Source organism: Rivularia sp. PCC 7116, assembly GCF_000316665.1.
In the GTDB taxonomy this organism is placed as follows: Bacteria; Cyanobacteriota; Cyanobacteriia; order Cyanobacteriales; family Nostocaceae; genus Rivularia.
Map to the genome: position 1 here is coordinate 2,836,985 of NC_019678.1, position 24,443 is coordinate 2,861,427.

General features: G+C 37.0%; 15 protein-coding genes and 2 tRNA genes. 14 read left to right on the forward strand and 3 right to left on the reverse strand.

The features are described 5' to 3' along the window. Positions 1–22 precede the first annotated feature (22 nt). The 5 genes from RIV7116_RS11100 (at position 23) to RIV7116_RS11120 (ending at position 7,210) form a co-directional block, all read left to right on the forward strand. Entirely contained in the window at positions 23–883 is an 861-nt protein-coding gene (locus tag RIV7116_RS11100) for a hypothetical protein (RefSeq protein ID WP_044291725.1), read from the forward strand. Positions 884–1,056: 173 nt separating this feature from the next. Then, positions 1,057–1,824 (forward strand): SDR family oxidoreductase, encoded by a 768-nt coding sequence (locus RIV7116_RS11105; protein WP_015118392.1) that lies wholly within the window; start codon positions 1,057–1,059, stop codon positions 1,822–1,824. Positions 1,825–2,309: 485 nt separating this feature from the next. Further along, complete coding sequence (grpE, locus tag RIV7116_RS11110) at positions 2,310–2,978, forward strand: helix-turn-helix transcriptional regulator (RefSeq protein WP_015118393.1); 669 nt, start codon at positions 2,310–2,312, stop codon at positions 2,976–2,978. A 190-nt stretch (positions 2,979–3,168) separates the two neighbouring features. Continuing rightward, on the forward strand, positions 3,169–6,294 hold the full coding sequence (locus RIV7116_RS11115; RefSeq protein WP_015118394.1) for a PAS domain S-box protein: 3,126 nt from the start codon (positions 3,169–3,171) through the stop codon (positions 6,292–6,294). Between the two features lie 586 nt (positions 6,295–6,880). After that, on the forward strand, positions 6,881–7,210 hold the full coding sequence (locus RIV7116_RS11120) for an STAS domain-containing protein (protein ID WP_015118395.1): 330 nt from the start codon (positions 6,881–6,883) through the stop codon (positions 7,208–7,210). On the opposite strand, the gene RIV7116_RS11125 is transcribed toward RIV7116_RS11120, so the two are convergent. The 3 genes from RIV7116_RS11125 to RIV7116_RS11135 all read right to left on the reverse strand — a co-directional run bounded on the left by RIV7116_RS11125 (position 7,207) and on the right by RIV7116_RS11135 (position 10,162). Then, the gene (locus RIV7116_RS11125; RefSeq protein WP_015118396.1) at positions 7,207–8,331 is read right to left on the reverse strand and encodes a PP2C family protein-serine/threonine phosphatase; all 1,125 of its coding nucleotides are present in this window, start codon (positions 8,329–8,331) and stop codon (positions 7,207–7,209) included. The genes RIV7116_RS11120 and RIV7116_RS11125 overlap by 4 nt on opposite strands. 140 nt (positions 8,332–8,471) lie before the next feature. Next, positions 8,472–9,239 carry a DUF1350 family protein gene (locus tag RIV7116_RS11130; protein ID WP_015118397.1) on the reverse strand — a complete coding sequence of 256 codons (768 nt, stop codon included), beginning with the start codon at positions 9,237–9,239 and terminating at the stop codon, positions 8,472–8,474. Positions 9,240–9,445: 206 nt separating this feature from the next. After that, positions 9,446–10,162: a hypothetical protein gene (locus RIV7116_RS11135; RefSeq protein ID WP_015118398.1), complete on the reverse strand. Its 717-nt coding sequence runs from the start codon at positions 10,160–10,162 to the stop codon at positions 9,446–9,448. Positions 10,163–11,476: 1,314 nt separating this feature from the next. Between RIV7116_RS11135 and RIV7116_RS11140 the strand changes: the two genes are divergently transcribed. The 9 genes from RIV7116_RS11140 to RIV7116_RS11185 all read left to right on the forward strand — a co-directional run bounded on the left by RIV7116_RS11140 (position 11,477) and on the right by RIV7116_RS11185 (position 24,434). Beyond that, positions 11,477–12,454 (forward strand): bifunctional 2-polyprenyl-6-hydroxyphenol methylase/3-demethylubiquinol 3-O-methyltransferase UbiG, encoded by a 978-nt coding sequence (locus tag RIV7116_RS11140; protein WP_015118399.1) that lies wholly within the window; start codon positions 11,477–11,479, stop codon positions 12,452–12,454. Between the two features lie 1,123 nt (positions 12,455–13,577). Continuing rightward, positions 13,578–14,801 carry a geranylgeranyl reductase gene (chlP, locus tag RIV7116_RS11150; RefSeq protein WP_044291738.1) on the forward strand — a complete coding sequence of 408 codons (1,224 nt, stop codon included), beginning with the start codon at positions 13,578–13,580 and terminating at the stop codon, positions 14,799–14,801. A 730-nt stretch (positions 14,802–15,531) separates the two neighbouring features. Further along, the gene (locus RIV7116_RS11155) at positions 15,532–16,263 is read left to right on the forward strand and encodes a choice-of-anchor K domain-containing protein (protein WP_015118401.1); all 732 of its coding nucleotides are present in this window, start codon (positions 15,532–15,534) and stop codon (positions 16,261–16,263) included. A gap of 363 nt (positions 16,264–16,626) precedes the next feature. Beyond that, complete coding sequence (locus tag RIV7116_RS11160; protein ID WP_015118402.1) at positions 16,627–18,444, forward strand: ABC transporter ATP-binding protein; 1,818 nt, start codon at positions 16,627–16,629, stop codon at positions 18,442–18,444. Positions 18,445–18,606: 162 nt separating this feature from the next. Beyond that, positions 18,607–18,688: transfer RNA gene (locus RIV7116_RS11165), tRNA-Tyr, on the forward strand. 67 nt (positions 18,689–18,755) lie between these two features. Further along, positions 18,756–18,827, forward strand: a tRNA-Thr gene (locus tag RIV7116_RS11170). Positions 18,828–19,041: 214 nt separating this feature from the next. After that, a complete protein-coding gene (locus RIV7116_RS11175) occupies positions 19,042–19,269 on the forward strand; it encodes a hemagglutin-like protein (protein WP_015118403.1) in 228 nt (75 codons plus the stop codon). A 154-nt stretch (positions 19,270–19,423) separates the two neighbouring features. After that, positions 19,424–21,892, forward strand: coding sequence for a filamentous hemagglutinin N-terminal domain-containing protein (locus tag RIV7116_RS11180; protein ID WP_015118404.1), 2,469 nt, complete (start codon positions 19,424–19,426; stop codon positions 21,890–21,892). A gap of 79 nt (positions 21,893–21,971) precedes the next feature. Beyond that, positions 21,972–24,434: a filamentous hemagglutinin N-terminal domain-containing protein gene (locus RIV7116_RS11185; protein ID WP_015118405.1), complete on the forward strand. Its 2,463-nt coding sequence runs from the start codon at positions 21,972–21,974 to the stop codon at positions 24,432–24,434. Positions 24,435–24,443 lie beyond the last annotated feature (9 nt).

Sequence of the window (24,443 nt, forward strand, 5' to 3'; positions counted from 1 at the left end):
ATTACCTACAACATTATCACCAATGCCTAACTTTAATACCTTAAGAGCAGCACGAAAATCAAGAGTTACTAGTAGCCGTTGGGCAATTTTATTTATTTTGACACTCGGCTTATCTAGTAGTTGGATGCCTGCCGAGGCAAATGTACCACAAAATGCATCTGCCAAACTCAGAATTCTCTTAACGCAAAGCAGATCGCGAAATGCACCTCCTCAACTTAGAACTTTATTAACACAGATCGATGCAGCTGCAAATCGCCGCAATATCAAGGGTGTAATGAACTTTTACAGCCCTAGTTTTGTTCATGGAGACGGGTTAAATCGTTCGAGCATGGAACAAGCCTTAACTTCTCTGTGGAAGCGCTATCCAGGTTTAACTTACAATACAAAACTGCAATCTTGGAGAACCCAAGGTAACAGTATTATTGCCGACACTGTAACAAATATAGTTGGTTTACCTTCTGCGAGTAATCAAAAATTAGGCATGAATGCCACTATTAAATCGCGTCAGCGTATTGTTAACGGTAAAATTGTTCGTCAAGATATTTTGTCAGAAAAAACTCAGCTTACTTCTGGTGTTAACCCTCCTAAAGTAGATATTAATTTACCAGATAAACTAAAAGCCGGACAGCGCTATTATTTTGATGCTATTGTCAACGAGCCTTTAGGTGATAGCTTCCTTTTAGGCGCTGCCTTAGATGAACCCGTACAACCAGGAAAATATCTCAAACCCACACCTGTAAACTTGGAATTACTTTCTGCTGGTGGAATATTCAAAGTTGGCAGAGCGCCCACAACTCCCGGCAATCAATGGATTTCTGCGGTATTAGTACGAGGAAATGGCATGACCATGATTACTCAGCGCGTGCCAGTAGTGGGAAGATAGTAAGTTAGTTGTTAGTTGTTAGTGGTTAGTGGTTAGTGGTTAGTGGTTAATTGCTCTTAATTTGGAAGTAAATCACTAAATCCGCTAGGGACTACAAGAAATCCTCCGCTTAACAACTATCAACTTTCACCGATCGGGTGTGGATCGTCAACTATCAACTAACTTCTTCTCCGATGACTTCAATTCAAAATCAAATTGTCTTAATAACTGGTGCAAGTAGTGGAATTGGTGCGTCTTGCGTCAAATATTTTGCAGAAGCGGGAGCTAAATTAGTTTTAGCTGCACGACGCTTAGAACGTTTGCAGCAGCTTGTGGAAAATTTAAAATTACCATCAGAAAATTTTCATTTATTAGAACTCGATGTCCGCAACCGTAGTGCTGTAGAATCTGCTGTCTCAAATTTACCGAGCGAATGGTCTAACATTGATATTCTCATTAACAATGCCGGTCTTAGTCGCGGTTTAAATAAGCTTTACGAAGGTAGTTACCAAGACTGGGAAGAAATGATTGATACCAATGTTAAGGGTTTGCTTTACCTTACTCGCTGCGTAGTTCCGGGAATGGTAGAACGCGATCGCGGTCATGTAGTTAACATCGGTTCTATCGCCGGACATCAAACTTATCCTGGTGGTAATGTTTACTGTGCGACTAAAGCCGCAGTTAAGGCAATTTCCGAAGGTTTAAAACAAGATTTATTAGGAACACCTGTTCGCGTAAGTTCTGTAGATCCCGGTTTAGTAGAAACTGAATTTAGCCAGGTAAGATTTCATGGAGATGATGAAAAAGCTAAGAAAGTATATCAAGGATTAACTCCTCTTACCCCAGATGATATTGCTGATGTTGTATTATTTTGCGTAACTCGTCCGTCACACGTTAATCTTAGCGAAATTTTATTAGTACCAGTAGATCAAGCAAGTGCAACAATGGTTAATCGGAAGTAGTTAATTCGTAGTTAATCTGTAGGTTGGGTTAGACGCACTAGAGAATATAATTGCAAACTCAAAATAATGAAAGCGTCCTAACCCAACATCAATTTATCGGTGTTTTCCAATCTTCTACATTTCGCGAGAAATAATATTTCTTATTCACAATAGGCGATGTTGGGTTAAAACACGAAAATATCAATTTCCGTTACATTTCAAATTAATTTTCGTGTCTAACCCAACCTACCAACTACTTGTAAAACGCAGCGATTGATTTAATTGTGTTTTTAATGCATATTCTTCATATTTATCCATTCTTAGGTTTTGATTATAGTAGTAAGTTGCTTATATTCAATATAAAAATCTCACCTTTAATCCCTACCTCTGTAAAGAAGAGGTAAGCCGGAGATACACAAAGATAGTAATAAAATTATTGGTAATTGTCATGAAAGCGTTGGGCATAGATAATTAATTTATAGCTTTAACCTTTGACCTTACCTATTATGTCATCAACAAGCGAAAACAAAATCGATTTTACTGCGAATTTACTTGAATTAATGCAGCAAAAAGATATTTCTAGCTTTAAAGATTTGAGTAAAGTAGCTGGAGTTTCTGAATATCAAATACAGCGTTTGCGGAAAGGAGAAATTCAGCAAATGCGTTTAGAGTTTTTGGTCAAATTATCTCAAGCACTAAAAATAGATTTGAGCGAGTTAATAAATAATTTTTCTGAAACAAATTTAATTAAACAATCCGCTTCAACTGAGCAGTCACCATCTTCAGAAATAATAGATTTAAAAAAAGAATACGAGCGCTTACAAAAGCAATTAGAAAATCAAGAACAATTGTTACTTGCTAAATTTCAGCAATCGAGTTTACAAATCCTTGAATCGTTATTAATTCAATTTCCGACAGCAGCAAGCAAAGCTAAAGAAAATCGTCAGTTACCAGCAGCGAATATTGTTCCATTGATAGAAAAACCAATTACAAGACTTTTACAAGAATGGGGGATCGAAGCCATTGCACAAATAGATACAGAATTACCTTACGAACCCGAAATCCACCAATTAATAGAAGGCACCGCACAGCCGCAGGAAAAAGTCAAAATTCGTTATACCGGCTACCGTCAAGGAGATAAGTTGCTGTATCGGGCAAAAGTTAGTCCGGTTTAGGGAAGAGGGGGAAATAAAGAGAAAAATTTCAGCCATCAATGTTGAAACAGTATCAATTCCGGGAATACTAGTTAAGTGCATATGGGGAAACGGACGCTTTATGAATTAAGCGCATTTGCGGATATTAAGTAGAGTCAGCATCTAATGAAGTAATGAAGGCTAAAACCTTTACGGGAATAGGATTTTGGGGATGAATAAAGACAACGTAAACAATGAATCGTCCCTTAGTCGGGAGGAAATAGTCCAAGAGGATTGTCAAACACAGCACGAATTTGCTTCTTCTGCTGGGTTTTTGCTAATGGTAATCAACGGTACTTCTGACCCTATTTTTGTCAAAGACCGTCAACATTGTTGGGTGCTGGCTAATGATGCGTATTGTAATTTTATTGGACGCAGTAGAGAAGAAATTATCGGTAAATCGGATTTTGACTTGTTTGATAATGAAGTTGCGGATGCGTCTTGGGAAAAAGATGAATTTATTTTTACTACATCTAATCAAAACGAATCTGACGAATGCATTACAGATGGAGATGGAACAAAACGTTTTGTGGCGATAAAAAAATGCGTGTTCAGTGATGAAGAAGGAAATCAGTTTCTTATTAGTACTATTCGAGAATTAACGCAACAAATCAATCAGCATTTTCAGGTGGAAGCAAGACTGCGCGAGTCTAAAGCTTTATTAGAAGAGATTTTAAACCATATACCACAAGCGGTTTTTTGGAAAGATTCTAATTCTGTGTACAAGGGTTGCAATAGCTTTTTTGCAGATATTGCAGGAGTAGGCGATCCAAAATTAATTAAAGGTAAAACTGATTTTGATTTACCTTGGAAAGAAGAAGAAGCTAATTGGTTTCGTTTGAATGATAGTCGAGCTATTGAATCAAAAATACCTGAAAGTATTGTTAAACCACAACTACAAGCAGATGGTAGACAGTGTTGGTTAGAAGTCAACACAATTCCGATTTGCGATGCGAACGGAAATGTTACTAACGTTTTAAGTACTCTCGAAGATATCACAGATCGTAAGGAAGTAGAAGTTACTTTGCAGAAGTTATATGAAGAGTTAGAAATTAGGGTACATCAGCGAACTTCCGAACTTACTAAAGTAGTTACCCATTTACAAGAAGAAATTAAACAGCGGCAAGCAATAGAAAATCAGTTTCGACTCAGCGAGGAAAAGTTACAGAAACTTTCTGCTAATGTCCCCGGCATGTTATATCAATTTAAACTCGGAGCCGACAATCAATTTAGTTTTCCTTATATTAGTTCCGGCTGTTTTGAAATCTACGAACTTTCTTCGGAGCAGATTAGTGCCGATGCTAGTTTATTTATTTCTTGCGTTCATAGAGATGAGCGTGAGGATTTTGAAAAATCTATCGCTAATTCTGCTCGAAGTTTGCAACCTTGGCAATGGGAAGGAAGAATTATCCTTACTTCTGGAAAAACAAAATGGATACAAACTGCATCCCGTCCACAAAAACAGCAAGATGGTTCGATTCTTTGGGATGGTGTGGTGATGGATGTAACTCCTTTGAAGCAAGCCGAGAGAGCTTTGAAAAGAGCTTATGCAGATTTAGAAAAGCGAGTAGAAGAACGAACTCAGCAGTTAATGCAAAGCAATCGAAGCTTGCAAAAAGAAATTAGCGATCGCAAATCAGTACAGTCAGAACTTTTAACTTCTCGGCAAAGATTAGCGTTATTAGTTGAGCAAACGCCTTTAGCTGTAATTGAATGGGATATAGATTTTAAGGTACAAGAATGGAACAAAGCCGCAGAAAATATTTTTGGGTATACAAAACAAGAAGCAATTGGTAGTCATTTGGAGTTTATAGTTTCCCAAACAGCATTAGAACAAATCCATCATTTAAAGACTGCACTATTTTCGCAGAAAGGTGGAACCAGAATCGTCACAGAGAATATTACCAAAGAAGGTAAAACCATTATTTGTGAATGGTATAACAACCCTTTGGTTGCCGTGAATAGTGAAGTCATTGGTGTTGCGTCTTTGGTTCTAAATATTACCAAAAGAGAAGAAGCACAAACAACTTTACAAGAACAAGAGCAGTTTCTCCGCAATATTTATCAAGGAGTTGAACAACTGATTTTTGTTGTTAACGTTTTAGATAATCGCGAATTTGTTTATGCTGATTGGAACGCAGCCACAGAGAAAGCTATCGGCATAAAATCACAAAATGGCATCAGTAAATTTCCTGAAGAAGTGTTTGGAGACGTTCAAGGTGCAAAAATACGTCAACAATACATCCGATGTTTAGAAGCAGGTATAGCTATAAGCTATGAAGAAAATCTAACCATTCAAAATCAAGAGCTTTGTTGGTTAACTACTCTCAATCCTTTAAGAAATGCAGAAGGTAAAATTTATCGGATTATAGGCACATCATTTAATATAAGCGAACGCAAACAAGCAGAAACGCAATTAAAACAGCAAACACAGGAATTAGAAACAGCCCTTAACGAACTGCAAAAAGCTCAAATGCAGTTAGTAAAAAACAAAAAAATGTCTTCATTGGGTAATTTGCTTGCAGGAGTAGCCCAAGAAATTAATCATCCTGCAAACTTTATTTACGGAAATATTAGTAATGTAAACAATTATGCTTACAACCTCTTAAATCTGGTGCAACTGTATCACAACTATTATCCTCAGCCTGCATCAGAAATACAGAAAATGCTCGAAGAAGTTGACTTAAAATTGCTGCTTCAGAATTTACCGAACCTTCTCGATTCGATGAGAATTGAAGCGCAACGCATTCGAGAAATAATTGCATATTTACATACCTACTCGCGTTTAGATGAAGCTCAAATCAAAAAAGTTGATCTGAATGAAAGGTTAGATCGTACTTTAATGATGTTAGATAATCGTATTCAAGGCAAATTAAAACACCCATCTATTCAGATTATTAAAAATTACGGTAACTTACCACCGGTAGAGTGCTATCCCAGTCAAATCAATCAAGTTTTTATAAATATTTTGAGTAATGCTTTAGATGCTGTAGAAGAGTCAATAGAATCAAAGCAGACAAAGAACAACAATCCTCAAATTCAGATTCGCACAGAATTTTTGCAGTCAGAAAAAGTAATGATTAGCATAGCCGATAACGGAACGGGAATACCAGAAGATATTAAGGGAAAATTATTTGACCCCTTTTTTACAACCAAGTCCGTCAATAAAGCTACAGGAATGGGGCTTACTATTAGCCTCCAGATTATTACTGAAAGACATGGTGGTTCGATTGAGTATATTTCCCAACCAGGAAAAGGCAGTGAATTTATTATTTCAATTCCACCTCATCAGGGGTAATTAATACTTTGGTAGTATTGCTTTTCCAGCCGTTTTGATAGGTTGTATTAGGAAGGGGGAAGAGGAACCATTGCGTTGTTAGAGGGGTTCTCCGGCAGCACGGCAACGTGGGGAAGAAGAGCTAGAGAAGGTAGAAAATATTTTAATTACTATATCAAAATTCTTTTCTCCCCTTGCTTCCCTGCTTCCCCTGGCTGTCCCACTCGGCATTTTTCACGTGCTCAAATACTAGGATATTGCAAACAAAGAGAAGTCGCATATGCTACAAGCAAACAAGGTAAATTATGTAAAATGTAATCTAGCTTACCTTCCCTTTGATTGCCCGCATGGGTTTTTCTAAGTGGTCTTCTTGTATCTTTTAACAGTCAGGTATTATATTTTCTAGTTCAGTCGATAGCCTTATTTCTCTTATGCGACTTAATAATCTACTTTCATGGCAATATATCTAGTTATATATATATTTAATGTTTGAATTTACAACTGTTAATTGAGAAACAATCCGCTGGCAAGTTGTCATCAAATGAATTATGATTAATATGGATTTAAATAATAGACGTTTTTTTTGCAGTAAAATTACTGAGAAATTATGACAGAGCATATTAAAGTTGTTAAACCCAGTGGTGTTTTAGATGCAACTAGTTCCCAAGATTTTAGAGAAGAAGTTATTAAATCATTAGACAGCAAACCAAAAATGGTGCTGGTAGATTTAAAAGAAATTACTTTTATGGATAGTTCGGGTTTGGGTGCTTTGGTATTAGCATTTAAAACCTTAAGAGCATCAGATACAAAATTAGTGCTCTGTTCTATTAACGAGCAAGTCAAAATTTTATTTGAACTTACTGGAATGGATAAAGTGTTTGAAATCTTTTCCAACCAAGATGAATTTAATCAATCTGTACTTTCACAAATTTCTTAATTAAAGCCGATTTGGAGTATCGATAAATCATCATCAAAAGTATTTTTTGAATTCAAATCAACCAGACAATTAAGAATATTTTCTAGAGGGCTACTAGAAAAGTGATACAACCGCGTAACCCTTTGGATAAAGTTTTCTAGTCCCATTAGTTGACCATCAGATAAGCTAATCTCGTAAGCACCATCACTAAAAATGTACAAGGTGCTATTTTTTTCGATTTTACAAAAACCATTAGTGTATTGAACCTCTGGAAACATGCCAACAGGCATTCCAGGGGTTTTTAATAATTGAATATCATTATTATTAGATAATAATATCGCAGGTGGATGACCCGCACTTGAATAAATTAGCTCTCGCTTAACTATGTTGTAAACTCCATACCAGATAGTAAAGTATTTATCATTTTGGTAATTCATCTGGAAAGTACTGTTTAATGCATTTAGTACTTCTTTCGGTTGGTAATAATTTAAATCTTTTAGAGCGCGCGAACGTAGTAAATTTAATACCGAAATAGAAGGTAAAGTTGCTTTTAGTCCATGTCCGGCTGTATCTAGTAGATAAATTGCTAAATAATCCGGATCTAACCAATAGTAGTCAAAGCAGTCACCACCAAGTTGCTGGGAAGGAATAAATGTATAATTAATATTGAAAGGATGTACCATTGGCATTGGTAAAAGAGAGCGCACGTAATCCGCAGCCTCTGATAATTCTGCTTCTAGAATTTGTTTCTGAGCTTTTAAGTCTCTACTCATTTGATGCAAACGTAACCCAGCCCTTACCCGCGCTTGCATTTCATTTTGCTCTATGGGTTTAGTGATAAAATCATCGGCACCCGCATCTAGTCCTTTGACACGATCTGCAACAGAATCTAAAGAGGTTAAAAGAATAAAAAATGTAGTAGATAAATTGGGGTCTTTTTTTATATAACGACAAACATCAATACCACTCAATCCCGGCATTAACCAATCGCAAATAATTAGCGCTGGATGAGATACTATAGCTTGTGCTATTCCTTCTTCACCGTTGCTAACTGCAACTACTTTATAACCCTGCTTTTCCAGCATCCTTTTCAGTAAAATTTGTACGGCAGGGTCATCATCAATTACTAATATTTGAAACATAGAAAGTAGCCGCTTGATAATCAAAAAATTAAAAAATAAAATAGAAAATTGAATTACTTCTATTATTTACGACCCCGATCTACTGGAAAAATACTCTGATTGAGCTTTCTCTAGTAAAATCTATACATACCATCTTCCGATTATAGTGTTGATAGAGGATTTAGCCATAATATCAAGCTACGTTTTAGCTGATTTAAATCTCTGTATACTTCTTGCTTAAACCACTGTCCTAAAGCATCAAGTGGATTAAATTCTTGAGAAGGCTGCCATTTGACATCTTGACCTAAAGGTGTAAGATGATTACCATTGAGCGTTTGGGTTGTTACCATCTCCTTAAACCGATTTTGTAACAGTTTATTCAAAGCTGCTGACTGGTCAAGATTATCGTTGTTAAATTTGATTAATAGATTGCGACGAATATTGTAGTTTTCTTTCACCAAGCTATAAGTTTCTGCCGGTGAAGGGGTAAATTCAACATCCACCGCAGTATTGAATTGCTCCACCAAAGGTATAGCATCTCGCGCAGCGTAGTTATTAAATGACATGAGAATGTTACCCGCACGCTCGACTCCTGGAGAACAGCCGATAAGCAAATGTAGTTTGCATCCCATGCTATGACCTAATCCATATATAGGAAGATAGCCTTTGAAAGCTGGTTCTCTATCTTCTAAGCGTACTATTACTCGCTCAAAATTTAACAAAACCTGTTGAGCGATCGCGTTATGGTCTAAGGTATTAACAAACGGGGTGGCAATTATCGCAAAGCCTTTTTCAGCCAGATATTCGAGCAATAAACGGTAAGTAACGTTGGGTGCAGTAGCGACAAATGCACCACCTAAAAAATGAACGATACCGATAGGGCGCTGGGGAACCATTACCCAGCTACCAGCAATTTGTTTCCAGTTCATGCTTTTACGCGCAAAGAGCTTTTTGTTTTATATTTACTCATGTTAGACTGTTTGCTGACCTAGTAAACCGGGTTTCAAGCTTTTTGTTCTGAAATTGTTCGATTCGCTTTATGCTTTAGGTAAAAGCATGAGTTTGCGGTTATATAGGCAAAGCTGTGCAAAGTGACGATTTACACTTACCAGGAAAAAGTTTACCAATAATTATATTAATGGCTCTGCAATCTTTTCATTTCTTGCTGTACGTCCATTGCAATTTCTAATGCTTCGTTGAGTAACCTGCCATGTTCGGAGGCTCGTTCGGAAACTTGCATCTGAGTTAATGTTGCCAAATTATTCGCCAGTAATTCTGAATTATTAACAATAAACCTTTTGTTTTCTCTCAAAATTCTTTCAGTTTTCAGGGCACGGACTAAATCCGCTCTCGTATATTTAAGAGCTTCAATAACTCGCTTTCTTTCTTTAATTATGACTTCTGTATTTCCTGCTGCTTCAATTTTGTCGTTAATATCTATTGCCTTAACAACAGCATTAAATCTATCAACTTCATGTAAAAGAGTATTCAGACAATGAGTTAGATTCTCTTTAACAGTTGAAACTCTTTTTTTCCAGGTAAAATATAAAATTAATTGCGTAATAGCTCCGCCAAAAAAACAGACTTTAATGAATAGCAACCAGGATGGAAGTTGAAGCAAATTACCAAACATTTTGAGAACTAAATCAAATACAATATAGCTGCTAAGTATTGCCGCTAATCCAATAAAAATCGCCGTTGCTCCTTCGGGACCCCTAACTCGATGAATAAATTGCCCTATTAATAACTTGAGCGGATTAACAAGAATAATTAACTCTTCATTAATAGGCAGGTTCGTTAATTTTTGCAGTTCTTTTTGATTAATAGCCAAGCCTTTTAGATCATCACGCACAGCTTCTAAATCCCCACCACAAAGTTTTTCCGTATTATATATTTGCTTAAAACAAGTGACAATCTACTCAACTTATATAACTGACAATCAATAGATTCTTAACAAAACTTATTGTTATCCGGAATTTGAGATATTGCGGCATAGTCATATAATCGCAAAAAATCTTGAGATTTAAGTTAATGGATCTGCCGAATCACAAATATTCGTTGAGCGTATTTTTTTAGTCACCTCAAAACGGCACAATCATTTTCCATAGAATCATCATTTATTTTACCCCTGCTTATTTATAAAAAATAGACAGGTGTCTTACAAAAATATAGGCTTAACATCAAATATAGTTAATTTACTAATCCTATTGCCCCAGCAATAAAATTTATACTACTCCTTTCTCAGTCAAAACCGATGTAATTCGTTTTGCCCTGATTTTTATGATTCTACTCTACGGCAAGGCTCGCGGTAGGAGGGTTTCATGCAGGGTAATAATTGAAGTATTTCCTCAATGAGGATTGCTTCAAACAGCATAGGAATAATTTAAGTTTCTGTACGGGGCTTAGCAAATTGCATTTTTATTCTTCGCGGTACGTATAGCTTCGCCAGGATAACTTTTCAATAATAGTATAAATTGTACAACAGTTTGCTTTTTTAAGACTTATATAGTAGGAAAAACAATTAAACCAACTCTCTTCTTTTATGTCTGCTAACCCCCTATGAATATAATTCCTATCAAGATAGCACAGTTACGGGATTTATCCGTGGTTTAAGTCCTGTAACTATGGATAGTTAAGCATTGTAAGCAATACGAGCCTGGAAAAAGGTAAATTTTACAACAATCTACTTTGATTAACTGAAACTTCCTATATAACGTAGTAAAAATAAAACACGATCAAACATAAATACTTAAATTTCGAGTAAAACATCAAAAATTATTATTTTTATACACTGGCTATGATTTAAAGACTTGTATAAAGATTGCAAATACTATGTCTTGGGGTAAAACAAGCATTTTTCACTAATATTTATCTCTCTTTTTCAATTTTTACTTTCAAATCCACCTTGAGAAGTACTATTTAAATTTGTAACTCGAAATTTGCCATGCTAGATACAGCAAAAAGCAAAATAGCTTAGACAATAATCTATATATAGCTTGATTAATCATCTTAATATTTGATTAAATAAACATCGCATATTTGAAATATAAGGCGTTTTAAATACATCAAAAATAGCATGATATCTATATCCGTGATTCATGACATTTTTTTGAAAAAAGCCCTTTGGATTTGATATTATTTGGGATATAGTCCCAAAATATAATTAATGGCTGAAAAGACCTCTTACTCAAGACATAAAGATAATTTTGTTGCTACCGAACATTATCCTCAAATAATACCAAAACAGCGAACTAGGTGCGTAATATGCAAGCATGAAATAGATGCAAATGATGAATCAATTTTTAGTGATTTTAACTGTAACGTTAGAGCTTTTCAAAAAGAAAAATTTAAAGTTTGGCGATGTCCTAAATGTAAAACTATTCATAGTTTAGATATTGTTGATATTGCACCATACTACGAAAAATATCCCATAGCTGATTCAATATTGACATGGGAAATGCGTCTTTGCTATGGAAAACTATTTCGACAATTAAGTAAGCATGGATTTTCAAAGGCTCATTCCATTCTCGATTATGGCTGTGCTAACGGTTTATTCATAGAATACTTAAAGCAAAAAGGATTCTCGAAGTGCTACGGATACGATCCCTATGCTGACGGAGACGGATTTGGTAACGAAGCTATTCTTGACTCTGCACCATTCGATTACATACTACTGCAAGATGTTATCGAACATGTTGAAGAACCCACAGAATTATTGTCTAAATTGGATAATTTGCTTGCACCTGGCGGTTATATTCTTATCGGAACACCTAATGCAGCAAATATAGATTTAACAAAACCGAATACATCTGATTTTTATAACCCCATTCACGCTCCATATCATTTTCATATTTATACTCCACAAACTCTCCAGTATTTAGGAAACTGTCAGAATTGGCAAGCCATCGAGTTCCGCGATCGCGCTTATCACGATACACCTTGGATGGGAGTAAATACCCGTGCTTGGAACCAATATCAAAGGTTATGCGATGGCTCTTTGGATACTATTCACGAGCCGATTGAATTAAGAAAAGTCCTTACTTCTTATAAAATGATTTTCTATGTGTTTTTCGGATATTGGCTTAGTTATCACACGGAAATGTCAATGATGTTTCGCAAAGCTAAAAATGCAGATAATTCTTAGCAAACAATGTTTAAAACAGGACTTTGATATTACCAGAACTTACGCACTTGCTATGATTACCAAGAAAACAATTCACTAATACCATTTCTTTATAAAGATGCGCCCCTATGAAAGCCCGTGTAGACGGTGAATCTAGTTGGGGGTGTCGGTTTGGGTCCCCCAAACTAGTGTTACCCTAACGGGTCACTTCGTGAACGCGGAGCGTCTCCCGGAGGGAGATACCCGGAGGGGCTTTGTTTAAGTAGCCCCACCATAGCTAGAGTGTTAGCGGAGCGTGTCCGTAAGGACATGGGCGATTGAGCGCAGCCTCATACAGAATTGGTTTAAGGAAGAGGGAAGAAGGGAAAAGGCAGTAGTGACTCACCCTTAAAAGTTTTTTTCCCTTTTGAAAAAACGGCATTGCCCAATTGAAATATGAATTTATCTTTCTCATATTTACTAGCTCCCTAAATCCCCCCTTCATTGGTTCTATTTAAAATACATTTCTCCCCGCGAGATGAAAACTATAAAAATATGGGAAAACCTCTCTCAACCAGCCATTGTGGAGGTCACAAAGACTCGTGTGGGCAGGAATTTGGACGGAAACAAAGAATTTTGGGTAAAACTAGTCTGTATTTCCGCCCAAATTCCCAGGTTTTCCCATATTTTCAAGGAACAGTTGTAACCCAAGATTGGGAGTTGGGGGGCTATTCATATTTTTAACCAGCAACGCCGAAAAAACTTTTAAGGGAACCCTTGACGTTTTATACGGGGCGTGTGCCGCCAGCCTCTGTATAATTCTTGTTTTTACTGTTAGCGCAGCGTGTCCGGAGGACATGCTTCAAACTCATAACGCGCATTTTAAATTGAGACTTTTTACCCACTGCCTTTTTTTGTAACGAAGATATCTAAAATAGTACAGGGGCATGGATGGGCTTGAGTTCGCTAGCGAGCAAGATTCAGTTCCAGATTTTAGGTAGAAAGCGAAATATTACTTTTGCTTTTATGATGCCCTTAGAAAATCATAAAAGTGTAGAAAAATTAAGGAATGTTGCATTTCAATTAAATCCTAGGGGTAAAGCGAAAAATCAATCAAAGCTCCGTGGTAGGATGCTTCGAGGTAATGTCAAGTATGGGAGAAACAATGCCGACACTTCGGGTTGCTGTTGTAGGCTCAGGTCCTGCGGGTTCATCTGCTGCTGAAACTTTAGCGAAAGCGGGGATTGAAACCTATTTATTTGAGCGTAAATTAGATAATGCTAAGCCTTGCGGTGGTGCAATACCGCTGTGTATGGTAGATGAATTTGACCTCCCGGCTGATATCATCGACCGTCAAGTACGGAAAATGAAGATGATTTCACCCTCAAATCGTGAGGTTGATATTAATTTAGAAAAACAAGATGAATATATAGGAATGTGTCGCCGTGAAGTTTTAGATGGCTTCATGCGAAATAGAGCGGCTAAATTAGGCGCTCATTTAATTAATGCTACGGTTCATAAATTAGATTTTCCCAAAAATAATACAGATCCTTATACAATCCACTATGTTGACCATACAGAGAGTGGAGCAAAAGGGATTGCTAAAACTCTCAAAGTAGATTTAATCATCGGTGCTGATGGTGCAAATTCCCGTATTGCCAAGGAAATGGATGCTGGCGATTATAACTATGCCATTGCTTTCCAAGAACGCATTCGTCTTCCAGAAGACAAAATGGCATACTATAACGATTTAGCGGAAATGTATGTCGGTGACGATGTTTCTACCGATTTCTACGCCTGGGTTTTTCCTAAATATGACCACGTAGCCGTAGGTACGGGTACGATGCATATTAACAAAGCCAGTATCAAGCAATTGCAAGCTGGTATACGTTCCCGTGCTTCCAAAAAACTCGCTGGCGGTAGCATTATTAAAGTAGAAGCTCACCCCATCCCCGAACATCCTCGCCCCCGTCGCGTAGTCGGAAGAATTGCATTAGTAGGTGATGCTGCTGGTTATGTTACGAAGTCTTCCGGAGAAGGTATTTACTTTGCTGCGAAATCCGGACGCATGTGTGCCGAAACCATTGTCGAAATTTCTAACAGCGGACAGTCTATCCCCACCGAAGCAGATTTAAAAATCTATTTGAAGCGCTGGGATAAAAAATACGGTCTTACCTACAAAGTACTCGACATCTTACAAAACGTGTTCTACCGTTCCGATGCAACCCGCGAAGCATTTGTAGAAATGTGTGACGATCGCGACGTTCAGCGTTTAACTTTTGACAGCTACTTGTACAAAACAGTTGTCCCTGCGAATCCTATTACTCAAATGAAAATTACTGCCAAAACTATTGGTAGCTTAATTCGCGGTAATGCTCTTGCACCCTAGTTAAAAAACATGGGTAAACAAGGGTACAAGGAGACAATAAGAATAATAAATTATTCTAGATTTCAATTCCTCACTCCTAATTTCTAATTCCTAATAACTGTGTCACGGTAATATCCGCGACCAGTTTTTTTTTACATCTAATTTCTTCATAAAGATGTGCCGAATTTAGCCCACCTTAACGGTAGCGTATAGCCTCAGCCTTTCAATACAGAGCAATTAAGACACTATAGCTTTTTATCGCTTTATTAAGCTGCTACGCATTTAACTTATATATTCATTTGGTATTGGTTAATGGCTACAACTTCTGTCCCTTCTTCCTTCTTCCCTCTTCCTTCTTCCAAGAGTATTGTGCATTTAAAATGCACAACAGCTTACCTATGCTATTTTATTGAGAATGATAATTAAACTTGACAGAAGTTTAAAACATAGCATATTGTGTTTAAGTGTAAATACATAAATACTAATTCTTCATAATTGTTTTACTTGTATAACCGACTACATTAGCTTAGAATAATACAAGTCTATTGCAAAGAAAATATGAATATTGTCTAAATCGGTGAAGAGACTTATTGAAAAAGTTCCGCAGTTAAAAATATTTACAATATTTGGATAATTAGTATGAAGTTTTCATGAAAACTGCGATAAGTCTTAGCTAATTGTACGTATTTTAACTAATGTAGACGAATTGCTTATATACTAATTGCTCCCTTATAGGAGTAGGGATCTAGACATGAGATTAAGTTCGCTGTTTAATGTTGCTGTGTTTCCGTTATTTGTTGCAGTTGCGGGTGTTATTGGTTGTTCGAGTCAAGCTAAAGCTATGACATTTTCGGGTAGTGTTAATGGTAGTTGGGAAAATCCTACTGCTGGAAGCATTAATACCGATCCTTACTATACAGGTGTAGGGACAAAAGCATTTACTTGGGGAGATCCAACTCTTTTTAAAGATGCTTCTGCAAACCAGCTTGTATTTGAAGGAAGTCCTTTTTCTGTCAATGAGGGATCTTTATTTAAGATAGGTGATTTGACCTATGTAAATGGAACCGTACTTTTAGGTACAAGCGTAGAATCTGTACCTTTAAATCTTAATTTATCCTTTGACGAACCATCCGAGGTAGACCAGTTTTTTAGCTATCAATTTAATTTAAAAAATACTCCTAACCTGTCAGAAGACCCAGATTTAAATGCAGATTTTGTTGTTGTTGCACAAAATGATGCTACAAGTAATTTTCTTCATGATGGTAATCTATATAGTTTATCTTTAACCGGTTTTAGCCAAGAGAATGGTCAAAATGTTAATGAATTCCGGGTACGTGAAGGAGAAAAAACTACAGCAGCTATTTATGGTCAGATAAACAAAGTTACCTTTTCTAAAAAAGAAGTTCCCGAGCCCGGTTTCGCAATCGGTTTATCTTTGCTTGGTATTTACTTAATTACTCGAAAAAAAGCGAAAAAAGCATAGTAATACGTTTTATTTTAGATTGATAATATAAACCTACGATATGCTTTTTAGCAAGCACACAGTAATACAATAATGAGTAGCGAAAATTATAACTGTTAAGGAACCCGGTTTTGTAATAAAGCCGGGTTTCTACTTTATTATATTATGTCTGGTTACATACTTCTGACTACGTTTTGCTTGCGATGACATCTCCTAACAACGAACATGACATAAAAGGTTATTAGTTCGCTAATTATTCTTTTGATATTATTCGTTCTATCCAAAGGATGATTTCAATAGTTAACTGTTGACTTCTCTTGTAATACGATTGTAGCATTAAGCTTTGAAGGCGATAGACCTGCACAGAATTTGAGGGCGTGCGTCATGGCAAATCTACGAGATATCGTTAAATACTTTCGTCCTTACTGGAAGCTGAGTATATTTAGTATCGCAGCATCCAGCGTTTATGAAATTTTAGATTTAGTTGTACCTTATGCAATTGGACAGATATTAAACCTGCTTTCAGGTCAACCGCTGGACAATTTTTTGAAGGGTATAATTTCTACAATTTCTGCGATTACGAATTATCCGGTAAATAACACTTTATCATTAACTGTTTTGCTGGGCTTAATATTTGTTGTAACGGTAGTGAGAGCGCCGACTCAGCCTTGGTTAAGCGGTTGGTTTCACTGGGAAATTGCCTTAAAAGCAAGAAGAAATCAAAGTCAAAAAGCAGTAGAAAAAATTCTGACATTACCTTTAGAATTTTATGATGAAAACAATCCGGGAAGGATAGCATCGAGGGTAGCAAAAGGGATTTCCAATCATACCTGGACTTATCCAGAAATCACCGGACAATTGTTCCCTAAGCTGTTTAGAGTATTGGGAATTTTTGTATTTATTTGTTTCGTTGATTGGCGGATTGCAGCTTTATTCTTGATTTCCTTTGTAATTATTCTCAGCTTTACTTTAAAGCATTTACAAAGACTGATTGAACACGAAAGTCGTTTAGACAAATATGCCGAGAATACAGAAAGTAGAACATCTGAAATTGTTAGCAACATTAAAACAGTTAAAGCATTTGCCACAGAAGCCAAAGAACTAGAACGTCAGAAGCAGCGGTTTAAACGCGAGCAAGATGTAGTTGTTTATCGGATTCATAAGGGCTACGTCAAATTAAATACTTGGCAAAAAAGCGTAATTCAGTTTTGTGTATTTATAGTGCTTGGTTTAACTTTAGCTGCAACCATTGAAGGTAGAATCACCTTGGGTAACTTTATTACCACCTTGACTTTATCGAGCATGGCGTATGCGGAACTCGAACCAATCAGCATTCTGGCAGAAATATTTGCTCGTCGTTATAGTTCCATGTTACGGTTCCACGAATTTTTGCAAGAACCATCCGGGGTTGACTCCGAGGGACTTTTACAAGCGCGAATACCTGAAAAATCCTACAACTTTACGGGTAAAGTTGAATTTTCCCATTTAAGTTTCGGTTACGAAGCCGAGCGTCGGATTTTGCACGATATTAATCTACTAATCGAACCATATCAAACAGTGGCACTAGTAGGGCGTAGCGGCTCCGGTAAATCAACATTAGTAAAACTGCTGTTTCGCTATTTTGAACCCCAGGAAGGCAAAATTCTCATCGATGGTGAAGATATCCGCAACTTAGATGTAGGAGAATATCGCAGAAGATTAGCGATCGTTCACCAAGAAGTAGATATCTTCAACGGTACGGTTTTAGATAACCTTACTTACGGCAACGAAAATGTAAGCTTTGCCGAAGTCGAAGAAGCCTGTAGAATTGCCAAGCTCGACGAAGTAATTAGTTTATTGTCCGAAGGTTACTATACCGTAGTCGGAGAGCGTGGGGTTAGGTTATCTGGAGGGCAAAGACAGCGAGTCGGAATAGCCAGAGCATTGTTAGTTAATCCAGACGTGCTGGTATTTGACGAAGCAACATCAAGCTTAGATTACGAGTCTGAGCGTTCAATTCAGCTAGCAATGAGTTCAATTCAAGGAACCCGCACCACTATAGTTATTGCTCACAGACTCAGTACAGTTAGAGAAGCCGATAAAATTGTCGTTTTAGATAAAGGAAGAATTGTAGAGATAGGTAGTCACGAAGAACTATTACAAGAACAAGGAATTTATAAGAGATTGCACTCGCTGCAAGAAACGGGAGAATTATTAACTTAGCACTTAGGTGTTGGGCATTGGGCGCAGGGGATTGATAATTGGAATTTCATCTCCTCCCGCTTCCCCTCTCTCCCTTGCCCATTAAGGATTTCAAGAGTTTTTCAAAAAAAGCCTTGGTATTTCCCAGACCTTATGCTACTATTAGTAATCGTGAAACGACATGGGTCGGTGTCCGAGTGGTTAATGGAGGCGGACTGTAAATCCGCTGGCTTAGCCTACGCTGGTTCGAATCCAGCTCGGCCCATACTTTTTCACTTCTAGATTTTGGATTTAGCTGTAGAAAAGTCCAAGATCTAGATTTAATTTTTTTTGCCGATGTAGCTCAGTGGTAGAGCACACCCTTGGTAAGGGTGAGGTCACGAGTTCAAATCTCGTCATCGGCTTTTAGTCTATGCTTATAAGTCGATAATTTTTATAAGTCGCATTGATTTATATTTGAATTATTGGCGTTGCTGATTAAAAGTATGATTTGCCCCCGAAGTCCCAACTCTCGGGGATAAAAATCATTTAAAGTCCCCCATAGTTGCTGGATTTAGGGGGCTAGTAAATACAAGAAAACACATTCATATCTCAATTCAGCAACGCCGAATTATTAGTATGCCAGCTTCTTCTCAAATCAGCTGCGATCGCAGTACCGATACAACTATTAATAAAGACGGTAATAATTTTATTCTTCTCAACGGAATTAAAAAAGGGAATAACTTATTTCATAGCTTCAAGGAGTCTTCTATTCCTAAAGGTGGTTTGGCTAGTTTCAATAATTACACCGATATAATTAATATTATTAACCGGGTTACTGGTGGAAATATTTCTAATATTTATTGATGGTTTAATTAAAGCATCAGAGAATGCCAATCTATTAAAAAAATCTTGATTGCAGGGGCTATAGTACGTAATAATACAGTATTTTAAAATTTATGTTAGCAGTATACAAAAATAGGGAATTATAAACGCATAACACAACAGGATCTGCGTCAAAATGAAAGGGTTAGCATGTCTGCCAGTATTTATCACTGGTTTATTAATTTGGGGAAAAACATTACCAGCACCCGCTCAAATAACTTCCGACAATACTAGTAATACAACTGTTAATCAAAGCAATAACAATTTTAATATTCTTAACGGGATGCAAAAGGGGAATAATTTATTTCATAGTTTCAAAGAATTTTCTATTCCCCAAGGTAGTTCGGCTATTTTCAATAATTCTACCGACGTAGTAAATATTATTAACCGGGTAACTGGTGGAAATGTTTCAAATATTGATGGATTAATTAAAGCTTCGGGTAATGCTAATTTATTTTTAATTAATCCGTCGGGGATTGTATTTGGTGAAAATGCAAAACTAGATATTGGTGGTTCGTTTTTAGGAAGTACCGCATCAAGTATTTTATTTGAGGATGGCTTTGAATTTAGTGCTGTTAATCCTCAAGAAAAACCTTTATTAACTGTTAGCGTTCCCGTTGGTTTGCAGATGGGAACAAATCCGGGAGCAATTGAGGTAAATGGAAGCGGACATAACTTAATGACACAAGATGCTAATTTTGCACCTTATATTAATCCATTAAGCTTCATTCCATCACAACTTAGACCGGGATTACAAGTAAAGCCAGGAAAAACATTAGCATTGCTTGGGGGAGATATTCAGCTTGTTGGCGGTATTCTTACGGCAGCAGAAGGAAGAGTAGAATTAGTAAGTCTTAAAGAAGGAAGAGTAAACTTAGTTGATACTTCAAAAGGTTTTTCATTAGACAATGCAAAAATATCTAATTTCGGAAATATTCAGCTACTATCACGAGCTTTAGTAGATGTTTCTGGTGCCGGTGCTCAAGAAGTTAACATAAAGGCAAATCAATTTAATATAAAAGATGGTTCTGGTGTGATAATGCAGAATCGAGGAATTCAGCCAGCAGGTGATATTAACGTCTTAGCGTCGGCGGTTGAATTTAACGGTGCAATTCCTGATACTCAAATTCGCAGTGGCTTGTTAAACGAAACAATAGCCGGAGATGCTGGCAACATAAATATTACAACCGAAAGCTTGAAGGTTTTAGATGGGGCTGGGGTATCCAGTCGAACATTTGGTTTGGGAAACAGCGGTTTTATTAATATTAATGCCGCTCAATCAATAGATGTTATTGGAATTTCACCAATTAATCGCAGTCAAAATAGTGCTATCGGCTCGGCTACTTTATCTTCTGGAAAATCGGGAAATGTTAAGTTGTCAACTAAGAATTTGTCGATACTTGACGCTGGTGCGATCGCAACAATATCTTTGAGCAGTGGCTCAGCGGGTAATGTAACTATTAATAGTGAAAATACTCAAGTTGCTGGTAAGAGTAGGGGATTTTTTGGAATAACCACAATCACGGCTACTACTTTTGGAGAGGGTGATGCTGGCAACCTTACACTCAATACTAAAACTTTGTCAATTAGGAATCGTGGGGGCATTAATACAACTAGCCATAATAGCGGAAATGCTGGCAGTATAACTGTTAATGCCACTGAATACGTGGAAATAGTTAGTGGGGACGAAAGCGTTCCTAGTAATATAAATTCTTCTGTCTTACGTGAATCAAGAGTTGTAGGAGAGTTCTTAGAGCTACCTGATTTACCTTCTGGTGATGCCGGTAATATTACAGTCAACACTCCCTATCTGAAGTTAAGCGATTATGGAACTCTTTCAGTTAGTAATGCAGTTATTGGTAATGCCGGAACATTAACAGTAAATGCCGATTTAATACAGTTAGAAAATAAAGCTAATTTAACTGCATTCAGTAACTCTGGTGAAGGTGGCAATATTTTTGTACAAAGCGATTCTTTACAAATGCGTCGCGAAAGCTTTATCGCAACTGATGCAGGGGGTGAAGGTAATGGCGGCAATATAACTATTAATACAGATACTCTTGCAGCTTTGGAAAACAGCGATATTACCGCAAATGCACAAAATAGTTTCGGCGGGAATGTAACTATTAATGCAGAAGGAATTTTCGGTACTCAGTTCCGAGAACAACAAACTACAAAAAGTGATATAACTGCAACTTCTGAATTGGGAGCAGAATTTAATGGTGTAGTTGAATTAAATACTCCTGGAGTTGATCCTAATTCTGGTTTAGTAGAATTGTCCGCAGAATTAACAGATTCATCACAAAATATTGCTTCCGGATGTATAAGTAAAGCTGGAAGTAATTTTGTTGTTACTGGAAGAGGTGGAATACCACAAAATCCTAGTCATAAATTAATTGCAAATCGTATTTGGTTGGATATTCGCAATTTCTCGGCATCTAAGAATAAGAACATTGATGAAATCTCAGAGATACCAAACAAACCCGAAATTGTCGAAGCAACTGGTTTTGTCCGTCACCCCAACGGAGAAGTTGAACTTATTGCTACTCAAAATAAACCTTTTCTAATCAGGCAAGCATCTAATTGCAGAGTGCAAAAAACTTAATAGTACTGTTTTGTATCTTGTGTTAGTAGGAATAAAAATCAGGGAACCATAAATCCAGAACAAAAAAAGCTTGCTAGTCATGAAAGGAATTGTATTTTTATCTAGATTTATAACTGTTTTTCTAACTTTAGGAATTACTTCACCAGCACCCGCTCAAGTAACATCCGATCAAACTACTAATACAACTGTTAATCAAAGCAATAATAATTTTAATATTCTTAACGGGATGCAAAAGGGGAATAATTTATTTCATAGTTTCAAAGAATTTTCTATTCCCCAAGGTAGTTCGGCTATTTTCAATAATTCTACCGACGTAGTAAATATTATTAACCGGGTAACTGGTGGAAATATATCTAATATTGATGGATTAATAAAAGCTTCGGGTAATGCTAATTTATTTTTGATTAATCCTGCGGGAATTGTATTTGGTGAAAATGCAAAACTAGATATTGGTGGTTCGTTTTTTGGCAGTACCGCATCAAGTATTTTATTTGAGGATGAGTTTGAATTTAGTGCTGTTAATCCAGAAAGTACACCTTTATTAACTGTTAGCGTTCCCGTGGGTTTACAAATGGGGAAAAATCCAGGAGCAATTAAAGTAAATGGCAGCGGACATAATTTGATTGCACAAGATGCTACCTTCTCACCTTATATCAATCCTGGAAACGCTAATTCTTTACAAGTGAAACCAGGAAAAACATTATTTTTAATTGGAGGAGATATTCAACTTGATGGTAGTATTCTCACAGCAGAATCGGGAAGAATAGAATTAGCCAGTCTAAATGAAGGAGAGGTCAATTTAACTCAGACTTCAAAAGATTTGACGTTAAATGATATCAAGACATCCAATTTTGGAAATATTCAATTAGCGCAACGAACTTTAGTAGATGTTTCCGGTGCTAGCGGTGGAGAAGTTAACATCCAAGGAAATCAAGTTAGTGTCAAAGATGGTTCTGTTGTCATGGTACAGAATCGCGGCATTCAACCAGCAGGTGATATTAACCTCAAAGCTAAATCTGTTGTATTGAGTGGTGCAATTCCCGATACTCAAATTCGCAGCAGCTTGATGAGCGAGACTTTGCCTACAGGTGGAGATACTGGCAACATAAACATTACAACTGAACGTTTAAAAATTGAAGATGGTGCTTCGGTATTTACTCGAACTTTTGGCTTAGGAAAAGCTGGTTTTATTTATATTAATGCGAGCGAATCAATAGATATTACTGGAGTTTCGGCAATTAATCCCAACCAATTTAGTGCTATTGGTTCAGCTACTTTGTCTCCTGGAAAATCGGGAGATGTTAAGTTGTCAACTAAAAATTTATCGGTACTCGATAGTGGCGTTATTGCAACAACAACTTTTAGTAATGGCTCTGCTGGCAATATAACTATTGATAGCGAAAATACTCAAGTTGCTGGTTTGAGTCGCGGAATTTTTAGAGCCACTGCAATCACTGCCACCACTTTTGGGCAGGGTGATGCTGGCAGCATTGATTTGAATACACAAACACTATCAATCGGGTATGGCGGAACTGTTAATACAACTAGCCATAATAGTGGAAACTCTGGCAGCGTGACTATTAACGCGACTAAATCGATAGAAGTTGCTGGTGGAAACGAAATCCAAGCTGCTAATATCAATTCGTCAGTTTTGCCTCAATTAGCATTTATAGGAAAGTTTCCGGGGCTGCCTCAAGTTCCTACTGGCGATGCTGGTAATGTTACGGTAAATACACCATATCTGAAGCTAAGCGATTTTGGAAGTATTACAACCCGCAATGCAGGTACGGGGAATGCTGGAAGACTTAAAGTAAATGCTGATTTAATCAAAATAGAAAATCAAGCTGGCTTTGCTGCACGCAGTAATTCTGGTGAAGGTGGCGATATTTTGGTACAAGCTGATTCTTTACAAATGCGTCGCGAGAGTTATATCAGCACCGACACGCGTGGTGAAGGTAACGGTGGGAATATTAATATTAATACTAATACTCTTGTAGCGCTACAAAACAGCGATATCACTGCAAATGCAGAAAATAGTTTTGGTGGCAAAGTAACTATAAACGCGTATGGTATTTTTGGTACTCAGTTTAGAGAGAATCTAACATTAGAAAGCGATATAACTGCAAGTTCTCAATTAGGAGCAGAATTTAGCGGGATAGTTGAACTAAATACTCCTGGAATTGATCCGAGTTCGGGTATCGCAGAATTACCTACAGATGTCATAGATTCGGACAATCAAATTGCTGCTGGTTGTTCGAGTAATGCTGGTAGTAGTTTTGTAGCAACTGGAAGGGGTGGAATACCGCAAAATCCTAACGAACAGGTTGATTCAAGCCCTTCTTGGTCAGATATTCGTGATTTATCTGCATATCGTCAACGAAATAATAATACTGTTGAAAATACACAAAAATTAGATAAAACACCAATTGTCGAAGCAACTAGTTTTATCCGTAATCAAGACGGAGAAATTGAACTGATTGCTTCTCAAAATAAACCTTTAACAACACAAGGTTTTAACTGTCGTGGAATGAATACGTTGTAACACTGATTG

What these genes read in the sequence shown, in the direction of transcription:
- RIV7116_RS11100 (WP_044291725.1), top strand. Translation starts at nt 23, where the DNA reads ATGCCTAACTTTAATACCTTAAGAGCAGCACGAAAATCAAGAGTTACT.
- RIV7116_RS11105 (WP_015118392.1), top strand. Translation starts at nt 1,057, where the DNA reads ATGACTTCAATTCAAAATCAAATTGTCTTAATAACTGGTGCAAGTAGT.
- grpE (WP_015118393.1), top strand. Translation starts at nt 2,310, where the DNA reads ATGTCATCAACAAGCGAAAACAAAATCGATTTTACTGCGAATTTACTT.
- RIV7116_RS11115 (WP_015118394.1), top strand. Translation starts at nt 3,169, where the DNA reads ATGAATAAAGACAACGTAAACAATGAATCGTCCCTTAGTCGGGAGGAA.
- RIV7116_RS11120 (WP_015118395.1), top strand. Translation starts at nt 6,881, where the DNA reads ATGACAGAGCATATTAAAGTTGTTAAACCCAGTGGTGTTTTAGATGCA.
- RIV7116_RS11125 (WP_015118396.1), bottom strand. Translation starts at nt 8,331, where the DNA reads ATGTTTCAAATATTAGTAATTGATGATGACCCTGCCGTACAAATTTTA.
- RIV7116_RS11130 (WP_015118397.1), bottom strand. Translation starts at nt 9,239, where the DNA reads ATGAACTGGAAACAAATTGCTGGTAGCTGGGTAATGGTTCCCCAGCGC.
- RIV7116_RS11140 (WP_015118399.1), top strand. Translation starts at nt 11,477, where the DNA reads ATGGCTGAAAAGACCTCTTACTCAAGACATAAAGATAATTTTGTTGCT.
- chlP (WP_044291738.1), top strand. Translation starts at nt 13,578, where the DNA reads ATGCCGACACTTCGGGTTGCTGTTGTAGGCTCAGGTCCTGCGGGTTCA.
- RIV7116_RS11155 (WP_015118401.1), top strand. Translation starts at nt 15,532, where the DNA reads ATGAGATTAAGTTCGCTGTTTAATGTTGCTGTGTTTCCGTTATTTGTT.
- RIV7116_RS11160 (WP_015118402.1), top strand. Translation starts at nt 16,627, where the DNA reads ATGGCAAATCTACGAGATATCGTTAAATACTTTCGTCCTTACTGGAAG.
- RIV7116_RS11175 (WP_015118403.1), top strand. Translation starts at nt 19,042, where the DNA reads ATGCCAGCTTCTTCTCAAATCAGCTGCGATCGCAGTACCGATACAACT.
- RIV7116_RS11180 (WP_015118404.1), top strand. Translation starts at nt 19,424, where the DNA reads ATGAAAGGGTTAGCATGTCTGCCAGTATTTATCACTGGTTTATTAATT.
- RIV7116_RS11185 (WP_015118405.1), top strand. Translation starts at nt 21,972, where the DNA reads ATGAAAGGAATTGTATTTTTATCTAGATTTATAACTGTTTTTCTAACT.